This window comes from Methanococcoides sp. (assembly GCF_030594565.1).
In the GTDB taxonomy this organism is placed as follows: Archaea; Halobacteriota; Methanosarcinia; order Methanosarcinales; family Methanosarcinaceae; genus Methanococcoides; species Methanococcoides seepicolus.
Window position 1 is genome coordinate 1 of the sequence record NZ_JAUVEY010000010.1, and the last position, 10,495, is coordinate 10,495.

The window sequence follows — 10,495 nt, forward strand, 5'->3', positions numbered from 1 at the left end:
GATCTTCCGCTTCATAAAGCGTTTTGATCCGCTTTTCCGTAGAATTGATAATTTCATGTATTGCAGAGTGCATAATAACCACTTATGTACATTGACGTATAAATATGTACATACAATTTATTCTATATACATCTTTCGCCATTACGGAAGACGATCAAGCATTGCCTGCATGCTCTTTGTCTTTTTGTAGAATGCAGATGTATACTTCAAAAAATTAGCGGCTATTAATCCCCTTTCTGTTATCACATAACCACCGCGTTGTACTTTCTCTGCAAGTCCCTCTAATTGGAAGACGCTCTTCATCTTACTTCCAATACTTCCTCTATCTGCAAATTGGTCTGTGTATGCCCTTATCTCTGCAAATTCCGTTATTTTACCTTCATTTTTCTTTAGAACTAATAATATAAGGCGGTATTGAATATCTCCTGGTCCTTGATTTATCCCCAATGACTGGTAGAATTCTGCTACCTTCTTTTCATGTTCAACATCTATTCCCTCAGACATAGTCACTATCCTCGGAATCCATGTATTCATCTTCGTCAAAAGGTTCGTATTTATGCTGCCTGATGCCTAGCTTTTCCTGTAATGTCAGTGGTGGGAAGTATGAAAGGTATGCAAGAACCGTTCCTATTAGGACAAAGGTCCTTGCAACAATCTGCATCCTATCAAATGTCGTGATCATATCAGTTAGCATGAAATCGATGACGAATGAGATTGACACAAGCAGCAATGCTGTATGATATCGCATTCTTTTCAATATCTTCCTAAGGAGGATCAACAGCATTATTCCAAGGATCGTGAACCAGGGAGATCTTGTAAACATATACATCTCCACTGTAGCAAGTACAGCAACAGCTCACACCAATCTCGATGGGACAGTTGTTTCCGGTCTTAAGGATTCAGGTATCACTGTTTTACCAAGATCTACTATAAACCTGGTCATTACACCAGAATCCGGTTTATCAACAAATGCAGGATTCGCAGCACCTTCCTTTGGTGTAAAGAAATCAGTTGCACTCTGGCCATAAGGTGAAGTCATTCACCTTATCTTTTTATTTTTTTATTGTGCTTTATTTTAATTTATTTTCATCGATGTATATTGATTTTCATTTTTAATATAATTTTAAGGAAGGGGCTTTTGTCGTATGGTGGCGTTGGTTGAACAAGTATTGTCCTGTGGATGATTGTCCTTATTATTCTGGTAATTACGAGCGGTTGCGGCTGCCTCAGCTCAGGTTCGCAAGAAGCAATTAATGAGACTGTTCTGAATTTTCTCACCTCATTCAATGAGGGTGAATTAGAATCCGCATTATCTTATTATGAAGGTACTGATTTTGTTGTACCTGCAACCCTTAATCTAAAATTTAAGAACAGAGGTATTCCTGCAGGTTCTATTCAGCAGATAACCTTGAATAATGTTACAGTCGAGGACAAAGTTGCTTATGTGACTGCTGATTGTAATGTGAGTATTTATGAGAGGGACAAGGTTGTAGGTTCTGCTCAAAAACCGGTATACTTCAAAACACAAAAAATTGGTAGTCAATGGCTTGTGACAAAAGTGGATTTTGACACTCCGATTTCTCACCCGGATATAGCTCTTGTGAACGTGACTGTGCCTTCGAAGCCTCTTGATCCATTAGTTGATAATACAACGTTAATTGGTGGTGTTTCAACTGTTATTCTCTTAGTTGGCCTTGTCATCTCTAAAAAGAAGCAAGCTGGGGATACTGCATTTCCAAGCTTGGATATCTCTAATGCGGTACCTGTTGAAAGTAGTGCTCTTGCACAGTTCATTAAGATAATGCCACCTGCTCAGTGTGTATCCGGCCAGAGTGTTGAGGTCTATGTGTGGGTGAAGAACTTCTATCAACAACCTTATGTGAATCTTATAATAATTGCAACATTTCCAGCTAGCGTTAAAGTGAAAAAGGCCACTCTTTCTTTTGGTAATATCGATCCGGGGGAATCTGTGAAGCAGACCTGGAAACTCACTCCAAATGTTCCGGGGTGGGCTGCGATAGAAGAGCCAACCGCTGATTTGAATTTTGTGGAACTCGTTACAGCGGACAGCTTGATCAGGTCTGGCTGAACGTTCAGTAAGAATATGGATGCCTGATGATCGGGTATTTCCCTTTTATTTTTTTAGTATTGTATTTATTGGATGAGTTTCTTATTATATAGTATCAATAGAACTATATGGGGGGTATTTGATGACAAAAGTTATACTTGTTCATGCTTCATGGTGTCATGTCTGTCCTGAGGCAAAGAAGCTCTGGCAGAGCTTAAAAGAGGCGCATGATTTTGATTATGATGAAATTGACTTTGACACTCCTGAGGGTGAAAAACTTGCAGAGGAGTATTCTATAATGTCAGTTCCTACCACTATTATCGATGGGGAAGTGGCGTTTGTTGGTGTTCCTGACAAGGAAAAAGCTGTTTCGATGCTATCTTGATGAGGTATTTAAAGTGGTCTATGATCTTATAATCATTGGCGGAGGGCCAGGGGGTCTTTCTGCAGGGATCTATGCTGTAAGGTATGGTCTCAATACGCTAGTTCTTGAAAAAGGATTTGTTAGCGGGCAGATATCAACTACTGGTAATGTGGAGAACTATCCGGGCTTTCCTTCCATATCCGGTATGGAGCTTATGGACAAATTTGCCGAACATGCAAAGGCAGCAGGAGTCGTTGTTGAGGATAAGGATGTCCTTGAGGTTCGGTCGGAGGGGGATAGGAAGATCGTCCACACCTCAGAAGGTGACCTTGAAGCGAGCAGTGTTATTATTGCAACCGGTGCAGAACCTAAGCATCTTGGAATTCCGGGGGAGGATGAGTTCCGTGGAAAAGGCGTTTCCTATTGTGCTACTTGCGATGGTCCTTTCTTTTCAGGTCGTAATATAATAGTGATGGGCGGCGGCGAGTCTGCAATTACGGATGCTCTGATCCTTTCTGATGTGGCTGCATCTGTTTGTATTGTTCATCGAAGGGATGAGTTGCGAGCTTCGAAAATACTTCGGGACAGGGCTTTTGCCAGATCAAATATTGAGTTCTTATGGGACACTACTCTTGAGGAAATTGTCGGGGATTCTGTCGTAAGAGAGGCAGTTATACGCGATATCAATGCCGATGAGGTCCGTAGGGTTCCTATCGATGGTGTCTTTGTATATGTGGGTGTGGAGCCTAATACTGGATTTGTGGATGTGGATAAAGACGAATATGGCTTCATCATAACCAATGAAAAGATGGAATGTTCTGAAAAGGGTATTTTTGCGGTTGGTGATTGTCGCAATGCTATTTTGCGACAGGTTATAACAGCTGCAAGTGATGGCGTAATTGCAGCGTTCGAAGCTTATAATTATGTTTCCGGGCTCAATAGGAGTGGGAAATAACTCTCGTTATGTTCATTTTGAGTGTTTTAGATATCTAAATGTCATAAAGGTGGGATAAAATATGATCTGTTTGAAAATATGTGGCGATTCAAAATCTGAAGACCTTAAACCAATAGCTGAGGCAGTGCACGCTGTGCTTGGGATCCCTGTTACGATCCGAAGTAAGAATTTAAAGGGGCTTCGTATGGAACGGGGGGTTGTTGTGGATGATGATTATACTGGTCCTGTTCTTGAAGAGGTTATAAGGACCAACAAGATCATAAGAAAAATGCCGACAGAGGGTGTCTACAAAGGAAAGGCAGTGGTCGTAACTCCTATCAGAACTTCTGATGGGGAGGTCGTGGCGGCTCTTGGGGTGGTAGACATTGTCGCTGCACTTGATATTCTGTCTGTGTTCCGCGAATATCCTGATATTGTGGATGAGGTGGAGGAGTCAAGGAAACGTCTTTCTTGATCGTGGTGTTGTTGTACGACCAAAAACTATCTTTAAGATTCGGGATAATAACAGTCGATGATAGATGATGTAGTAAAACTATTCAGGCAACTGGATAGTAAAGACCTTCGTATACTGATGGGTATCGAAATAGGAATGAAACACTATGAGTGGGTTCCTGTTGAGGAGGTCCGGAAATATACTAGATTCTCATATAGTCAGCTTGAGTATAAGCTCCTTCAGCTTTTCAGGTCTAATATGGTCGTGGGTACGAAAACTCCCTACGAGGGCTATCAGATATATTTTGACGGTTATGATGCACTCGCTTTGAACACTTTTGTCAAGAGGGGATCTGTCAGCGCAATTGGCGATGAGGTCGGTGTGGGTAAAGAGTCTGTCGTGCATGAGGCTATCAGGGAGCCTGAACTTGCTATTGGAGATCCTACTACGGTCATTATTAAGTTCCACCGGGAAGGTCGTACCAGTTTCAAGAGTGTAAAAAGGGGTCGTGAGCACCTTGCTTACCGTGAACATTTCTCATGGATATATGCTGCAAGGCTTTCCGCAAAGCGAGAGTTCGATATTATGGAGCAGTTATACTCCGAGATCTCAATTCCAAAGCCTCTTGATTACAACAGACATGCTATTGTGATGGCTCCTGCAAAGGGCAGCATTCTTGTTAAAACAAAGCTCACTGAGCCGAATTGGGTACTTGAGGAGATCCTTTCCCAAATGACCAAGGTCCATTCTCTGGGCATCATCCATTCAGACCTTAGTGAATACAATATCTTTGTCAGTGAGGAAGGCGTTGAGTTCATCGACTGGCCACAGTATGTGACCCTTGATCATCTTAATGCAGAAGATCTGCTAAGGCGCGATGTTTTCAATGTGCTTACTCATTTTAAGCGGAAGTATAATATTGAAAAGGACCTGGATGAGGTCGTTCGAATTATCAAGGGCGAATGATGTATATTCTATGACCTCACAATTTAATTTATAATGGTTGTGGGAGCCGGGGTTATATTCGGCATTGATATTGCTAAAGGCTCATCTGGAGCACAGGTGTTCTGCACAAGAAATCCATTTTATATCTTGCAATAAAATGGATTGTCCCTTCATCAGTTTGATTCCAATAAGGGGGCATAGGCCTGTTCTCGTCTTGTATATATGGGTTTTGGCTCTGAAGTATCTCTTTTTGAAAAGTATTCGTGGCATTTCTCATGATGAATTTGTCAAAATATTGGTGAATATGGGAAACCTGCAGTTATTGGTACGGATGTCACACCAACTCCGATTCTGTGAATGGAACCAATTGTAGAGGTCTTTCCTGAAATCTCTTAATTTGAGTTCATTTCCTGTCAAAGAATATGTTCTTTCCTTTCACGCTCAGCGGTATTCCGCATGCAATATCGGCATCAAGCAATCCGGCTGCTAATGCACCTGCCCCAATGGTGTACATTATACGGTTGTCGATGCAGAGGTCCTTTGCCTTTGCTGCTGCACTTCCCAGTGCGATCCCGAGGTCAATGTACTTGAAGGCACATTTCGGGCCGTTAAAATCGGCTTTGACCAGTGTCTGTCCTATCATTTCCTTGCATGTGGAAAAACCGCATGCTCCACAGTTCAATCCGGTTGGTTCTGATGTCTTAAGACCGATGAGTATTACTACATCCGCATCCCTGACGTTTTGAGCATTACGGTTGAAGAATCCAAATCCTTCTCCTTTACTTTCTGCCATTGCATCCATGGAGTCTGCAAGTATCTTTATGTCGGATGGTTCCAGAAGCCCGGTAACAATGCTATCTCTGCCCTTTGCTTTTGGAGCTGTCCTTGCTGCGGTCAATATCATCTTTGCCATCACTTCGATATTCTCGGATTCTGGATTTGTGATCATATGTCTACATATGACATTTTTGAACTTAATATTTTCTGCTTTAAGGCTTACTTATATGTACTAATATTCCAAATTAGATTCTGATGAGCTTATCAGCACTGATTCTTGCAGGTGGACGCGGCAGGCGTCTTGGGAATGTGGAGAAATCTCTTATAAGGGGTAGTGAAGGGTCTTTGCTTGAGCGTACAATTGGCATACTCGAGGGTATCGTGGATGATGTCATAGTTTCTGTAAGGGATGAGGGGCAGGCACAGGAGCTTGCAGGCGATGCCTGTGGGAAGGTAATGGTGTTCGATACCTATGAGGATGTAGGTCCGCTTGCCGGTATGCTTGAAGGATTTAAAAAGGCGAAAGGCGAATACATCTTTGTAACTGCATGCGACATGCCTTTCATTGATAAAGAGGTCGTGAAGTTCATGTTCCATTGTGCGGAAGGGCATGATGCTGCGGTTCCTGTGCACAACGATGGTTCAATGGAGCCTTTGTGCAGTGTCTACCGCGTTGGACCGATGTTGCCTCTGATAGAAAGCTCCATACAGGCAAACAGAAAATTTATACTGGCACCAGTCTTTGAGTTGGATGATGTTGCAAAGGTCAGCATCGAGCTGCTAAAGGAATTCGATCCTCAGCTTAAGAGCCTTATTAATATTAATACTCTTGAAGACCTGGGTCGATTCGATCTTTGCTGATAATTTTGGGCATGTTCTCTATTTTTTTCGTTATATTGCTCCTTCCTTTGTTTTTCATGCTGTTTAAAGGTCTTGTTTTTTAATATACAATCGTAAGACTTATATATTGCACACAATATAATTATTATTATGATGAGGGTTATGATATAATCCTCTGATCGCAGTCTATCTGCTTAAGAGAGGGGATAACATGGGGAATACAGAGAGCTCAAAGAAAGATGAAGATGAACATACTACTATGCTTATAAATGAAAAGGAAAAACACGGGTTCTTTTCAAGTTCCGGACAGGCATTTATACGGATTCCCGCAAAATAATACAGTTCCTTTCAATTTCCCATACTTCCTTTGATCGATCATATGCGATCGATTATTAGCGGGGTATTTTATTGGAAAACTATTCTTTCCTTTTTCTTCTTTTTCACCTTTCATTGTTTATACGATCTCTTTCCCTCATCTTTTAGAAAAGTTGATCGAACTCTAAAAAAAGATTGCCACTTTCAAAAGTGGCATAATAAAATTAAATGGTGATCTCCTCGCCATTGGCAGGCGCGTAACCCTCAACACCAATCTCATCTCTCACCCATTCTGCGAACTGCTCGGTATTTTCACCATGCATCGCAAATACCTTTTCTCCGCCCTTGTCGCAGAAATCATTGACCATGGCTTTAAGCTCTTTATCACCGGAATGTGCAGAATAATCATATTGCTCGATCTTCATGCGTATGTTCTGTAGAATACCATCATTATCGATATTCCGGGTGTCGAGTGCCATTCTTCCATTGGTACCCTCAACCTGATAACCGGTAAGCATTATCTTGGACTTTGGGTCCTTGTAGAGCCTGTTAATATAATGAAGGACAGGCCCGCCATTGAGCATTCCAGCGGTCGTAACGATAACTGTACCGTTAAGTGGTATATTTTCTCTCTTACGCCCCTTGACAATTGTAGCATTATCAAAAGCATGCTTGAGTTTTTCAGGATTCTTCAAGTATTCCGGATGATTCATAAGAAGCTTGTAGATGCTGACTCCCATGCCGTCCACATAGGCAGGAATGCCGTTATCGCTCAACACCATCAGGATTTCCTGTGTTCTGCCAATGGCAAAGGCAGGAATAATGACATTGCCACCAAGGTCGATGGTATCCCTGAGTGAATCGATGAATTCCCTCTCAGTTTCCTTTCTCGTAGGGTGGTCCTCTCCAAAATATGTGCTTTCAGTGATAAGTGCATCTGCTTTTGGCAATTCATCTGCTGAGGGGACAAGACGTGTCTCTTGCGTACAGATATCACCAGTATATACAATGCTTTTTCCATCCTTTTCAAGATAGATCGCAGATGAGCCTGGAATATGACCTGCATTGTAGAACTGGGCTTTATATCCATGTGTATGGAACTCCACACCCGTATCGAAAGTCTTGGTGTTCAAAACCATCTGTTGGATCTCTCGTTCGTCAAATGCTACGGGTGTTCCTTCCCTCTCTGCAATTTTCAGAGTGTCCTTTGCAAGTACATGTGCAAGATCAGCTGTTGGAGGTGTCATGAATATCTCGGGTTTCATATCCATCAGATTAGGAACGGCACCGCAGTGGTCAAGATGTCCATGCGAAATAAGGACAGCTTTTGGGTGTACATCATCCACCGGGTAGAGTGGTACCTCTCCTGGTTTCATTCCATAATCCACAAGTATCTCATCATTCACAAGAAGTGCGGAACGTCCGACTTCCCTGCATCCACCTTTGAATCCGAGTTTCAATTTTATCCCCCTCTTTTATAGTTTTATGTAACAAGTTCCTGCCATTTCATGATCTTACCTGCAGGCAGGCTTGTGATTTTTGAAAGCTCAATGGCATTTGCTTGCCTGAGCTCATCAACAGTATTGATCTCTGCATTTTTAAGTTTTTCAGCAGTGACCTTCCCGATACCCGGAACATCCGTGATCTTATCAGGAATGGGAACCTTTGGCTGCTTGGCCTTTTCTTCTTCCTGCGTCTTCTTCCACTCAATGAAATTGCACTGCGGACACCCTAGGTCCCATGGACGTTTTCCGGGATTGATTATCTTCACATGATTAATTCCATGTTCTTCACATACCTTTTCAGTAACGATGATCTGTCCGCTCTTTGGAAGTGGAAGTGAGAAATTACAATCCGGATATCCATTACAACCGATAAAACGGGATCCTCTCTTCGATCTTCTGACCATGAGCTTCGAACCGCAATCTGGGCATTCTCCTATTACCTTATCTTCGCGAAGACCTGCACGCAGGGATTCCGATATATTTTCACTGTTATTGGCAAGCTCTGCAAGCACTTCATGCAACATCTTTCTTGATTCATTCAGAACATTCTCTTCTTTAACGTTCCCTTCAGCGATGCGATTCATATCCTCTTCGAGCTGACTGGTCATGTCATGCTTGGTAATGGTTGGTGCGTACTTCTCAAGGGCCTCGATCACCGCAAAGGATGTCTTGGTAGGCTGAAGCGGGTTTCCATGGACGTATGCCCTTGAATATAGCTTACTGATGATCTCATGGCGTGTAGCCTTTGTACCAAGCCCAAGATCCTCCATGAGCTTTATCAGACGTCCTTGCCCGTACCTTCCAGGTGGCTGAGTTTCCTTGTCAAGCATTTCCTTACCAGTCACATCAAGCACATCACCTTCAGAAAGTGCCGGAAGCAGTCTATCCTGCGGGGCATTGTATGGGTAGTACCATCTCCATCCCGGTTGCACAAGTCTTGCACCGTTAGCCTTGAATTCCTCGCCAGATATATCGAACCTTACCTTCATGGTCTCCCATTCGGCCTCATCTGCAAAGGTTGCGAAGAATCTTCTGACCACCAGCTCGTAAAGTTTCCACTCCTGCTCATTAAGTTCACTCTTCTTTGCAAGGGATGCAGGATAGATAGGGGGGTGGTCGGTGGTCTCTTTTTTACCACGCGTAGGCACAAGTTCATCTTTAGCAAGCAATTTTTGGGCATATTCCTTGAAAGGACCTTTACTGAATATCTCTATCTGTGCCCTCAGGTCGATGGATGCAGGATAAACAGTATTGTCCGTCCTTGGATATGAAATGAAACCATTAGTGTAAAGGGATTCTGCTATCCTCATGGCATTGGATGCTGTAAAACCGATGGAACTTGCAGCACCGATGAATTCTGTAGTATTGAAAGGAGTTGGAACCTTGTCTATCTTCTTCGAACTTTCCACGGATGATACGGATGCTTTATCTCCGATCACTTCCATTACCGCATCAGCTTCTTCCTTTTCCCAGAACTTGGAGTTCTTGTGCTGTACATTGACCATTGCATCGTCGCTATCCTTAAGGATCGCATTGACCTCCCAGTAAGGTTTAGAAACGAACGCTTGCCTTTCCTTTTCCTTATCCACTATCAATGCAAGGGTTGGTGACTGCACTCTTCCCACTGACAGGAAAAGCTTTCCCAGCCTGCCTGCTGAAATGGAAAGGTATCTTGTAAGGGAAGCTCCCCATACAAGGTCGATGACCTGTCTGGAATGGCCCGCATCAGCAAGATCGAAATCAATTGAAGCAGGGTTCGCAAAAGCTTCTTCTATCTCCGTCTTGGTTATGGCACTATAAAAAACACGATCGAACTCAACATCAGGGTTCACTTTCCTTATAATGTTCAGTGCTTCGACACCAATAAGCTCTCCTTCACGGTCGTAGTCAGTAGCAATGGTAACATGCGTAGCTTCTTTTCCTAGTTTCCTGAGGGCTGCCACTATCTTTACATGGGTGGGTGTAGTAATTACCTCAGCATCGATAAGTTCATTTGCATCGACTTTCTGCCAGTTGTTATAGGCTTTTGGAAAATCGAGCTGTACGATATGTCCGCTAAGTCCCATTACGACTGTTCTGTCCTCTGCGTCAGGGTCTTTATATTCGAACGTATCCATTCCGCTGACACGTACCTGCTTTGGTTCCTTCGGGGCCAGGATCTTTGCTATCCTTTTGGCTGCAATGTGTTTTTCCGCTATGATAAGATGCATCGAAAACTCCAGTATGGTTATTGTGAATACGTATTTGTAACTGCTGCTATAATTATGTTGCAGTATATTATAATGGTATAAGG

The 10,495-nt window shown here is 42.8% G+C and carries 13 protein-coding genes; 7 read left to right on the forward strand and 6 right to left on the reverse strand.

Translation table 11 applies throughout. The annotated features are described in order from the left end of the window. Positions 1 to 141 precede the first annotated feature (141 nt). The 3 genes from QAS77_RS01665 to QAS77_RS01675 are packed head-to-tail and all read right to left on the reverse strand — an operon-like array spanning position 142 to position 1,039. Complete coding sequence (locus tag QAS77_RS01665) at positions 142 to 504, reverse strand: hypothetical protein (protein WP_305063936.1); 363 nt, start codon at positions 502 to 504, stop codon at positions 142 to 144. After that, the gene (locus QAS77_RS01670) at positions 497 to 823 is read right to left on the reverse strand and encodes a hypothetical protein (RefSeq protein ID WP_305063937.1); all 327 of its coding nucleotides are present in this window, start codon (positions 821 to 823) and stop codon (positions 497 to 499) included. Before QAS77_RS01670 ends, QAS77_RS01665 begins: the two co-directional genes overlap by 8 nt. Positions 824 to 856: 33 nt before the next feature. Beyond that, positions 857 to 1,039, reverse strand: coding sequence for a hypothetical protein (locus QAS77_RS01675; protein ID WP_305063938.1), 183 nt, complete (start codon positions 1,037 to 1,039; stop codon positions 857 to 859). A gap of 141 nt (positions 1,040 to 1,180) precedes the next feature. Here QAS77_RS01675 and QAS77_RS01680 point away from each other — a divergent pair, with 141 nt between their 5' ends. The 5 genes from QAS77_RS01680 (at position 1,181) to QAS77_RS01700 (ending at position 4,786) form a co-directional block, all read left to right on the forward strand. After that, positions 1,181 to 2,089, forward strand: a complete 909-nt coding sequence (locus QAS77_RS01680; protein WP_305063939.1) for a hypothetical protein — start codon at positions 1,181 to 1,183, stop codon at positions 2,087 to 2,089. Positions 2,090 to 2,210: 121 nt separating this feature from the next. Then, on the forward strand, positions 2,211 to 2,453 hold the full coding sequence (locus QAS77_RS01685; RefSeq protein WP_250867437.1) for a glutaredoxin family protein: 243 nt from the start codon (positions 2,211 to 2,213) through the stop codon (positions 2,451 to 2,453). Positions 2,454 to 2,466: 13 nt separating this feature from the next. Beyond that, the gene (trxB, locus tag QAS77_RS01690; RefSeq protein WP_305063940.1) at positions 2,467 to 3,387 is read left to right on the forward strand and encodes a thioredoxin-disulfide reductase; all 921 of its coding nucleotides are present in this window, start codon (positions 2,467 to 2,469) and stop codon (positions 3,385 to 3,387) included. Between the two features lie 61 nt (positions 3,388 to 3,448). Then, entirely contained in the window at positions 3,449 to 3,841 is a 393-nt protein-coding gene (locus QAS77_RS01695) for a DUF2111 domain-containing protein (RefSeq protein WP_250867439.1), read from the forward strand. Between the two features lie 57 nt (positions 3,842 to 3,898). Further along, a complete protein-coding gene (locus tag QAS77_RS01700; RefSeq protein WP_305063941.1) occupies positions 3,899 to 4,786 on the forward strand; it encodes an RIO1 family regulatory kinase/ATPase domain-containing protein in 888 nt (295 codons plus the stop codon). A gap of 382 nt (positions 4,787 to 5,168) precedes the next feature. On the opposite strand, the gene QAS77_RS01705 is transcribed toward QAS77_RS01700, so the two are convergent. Further along, a complete protein-coding gene (locus QAS77_RS01705) occupies positions 5,169 to 5,714 on the reverse strand; it encodes a ferredoxin domain-containing protein (protein ID WP_305063942.1) in 546 nt (181 codons plus the stop codon). 83 nt (positions 5,715 to 5,797) lie between these two features. Between QAS77_RS01705 and QAS77_RS01710 the strand changes: the two genes are divergently transcribed. Together QAS77_RS01710 and QAS77_RS01715 are read left to right on the forward strand one after the other, a co-directional pair. After that, positions 5,798 to 6,403, forward strand: coding sequence for a molybdenum cofactor guanylyltransferase (locus QAS77_RS01710; RefSeq protein ID WP_305063943.1), 606 nt, complete (start codon positions 5,798 to 5,800; stop codon positions 6,401 to 6,403). Positions 6,404 to 6,593: 190 nt separating this feature from the next. Next, a complete protein-coding gene (locus QAS77_RS01715; protein ID WP_276575049.1) occupies positions 6,594 to 6,719 on the forward strand; it encodes a hypothetical protein in 126 nt (41 codons plus the stop codon). A 202-nt stretch (positions 6,720 to 6,921) separates the two neighbouring features. On the opposite strand, the gene QAS77_RS01720 is transcribed toward QAS77_RS01715, so the two are convergent. Both QAS77_RS01720 and QAS77_RS01725 read right to left on the reverse strand, forming a co-directional pair. Then, positions 6,922 to 8,157: an MBL fold metallo-hydrolase gene (locus QAS77_RS01720; protein ID WP_305063944.1), complete on the reverse strand. Its 1,236-nt coding sequence runs from the start codon at positions 8,155 to 8,157 to the stop codon at positions 6,922 to 6,924. Between the two features lie 23 nt (positions 8,158 to 8,180). Continuing rightward, complete coding sequence (locus QAS77_RS01725) at positions 8,181 to 10,412, reverse strand: DNA topoisomerase I (protein WP_305063945.1); 2,232 nt, start codon at positions 10,410 to 10,412, stop codon at positions 8,181 to 8,183. Positions 10,413 to 10,495 lie beyond the last annotated feature (83 nt).

What these genes read in the sequence shown, in the direction of transcription:
- QAS77_RS01725 (WP_305063945.1), bottom strand. Translation starts at nt 10,412, where the DNA reads ATGCATCTTATCATAGCGGAAAAACACATTGCAGCCAAAAGGATAGCA.
- QAS77_RS01675 (WP_305063938.1), bottom strand. Translation starts at nt 1,039, where the DNA reads ATGACTTCACCTTATGGCCAGAGTGCAACTGATTTCTTTACACCAAAG.
- QAS77_RS01715 (WP_276575049.1), top strand. Translation starts at nt 6,594, where the DNA reads ATGGGGAATACAGAGAGCTCAAAGAAAGATGAAGATGAACATACTACT.
- QAS77_RS01705 (WP_305063942.1), bottom strand. Translation starts at nt 5,714, where the DNA reads ATGATCACAAATCCAGAATCCGAGAATATCGAAGTGATGGCAAAGATG.
- QAS77_RS01695 (WP_250867439.1), top strand. Translation starts at nt 3,449, where the DNA reads ATGATCTGTTTGAAAATATGTGGCGATTCAAAATCTGAAGACCTTAAA.
- QAS77_RS01685 (WP_250867437.1), top strand. Translation starts at nt 2,211, where the DNA reads ATGACAAAAGTTATACTTGTTCATGCTTCATGGTGTCATGTCTGTCCT.
- QAS77_RS01700 (WP_305063941.1), top strand. Translation starts at nt 3,899, where the DNA reads ATGATAGATGATGTAGTAAAACTATTCAGGCAACTGGATAGTAAAGAC.
- QAS77_RS01710 (WP_305063943.1), top strand. Translation starts at nt 5,798, where the DNA reads ATGAGCTTATCAGCACTGATTCTTGCAGGTGGACGCGGCAGGCGTCTT.
- QAS77_RS01680 (WP_305063939.1), top strand. Translation starts at nt 1,181, where the DNA reads ATGATTGTCCTTATTATTCTGGTAATTACGAGCGGTTGCGGCTGCCTC.
- QAS77_RS01665 (WP_305063936.1), bottom strand. Translation starts at nt 504, where the DNA reads ATGTCTGAGGGAATAGATGTTGAACATGAAAAGAAGGTAGCAGAATTC.
- QAS77_RS01670 (WP_305063937.1), bottom strand. Translation starts at nt 823, where the DNA reads ATGTTTACAAGATCTCCCTGGTTCACGATCCTTGGAATAATGCTGTTG.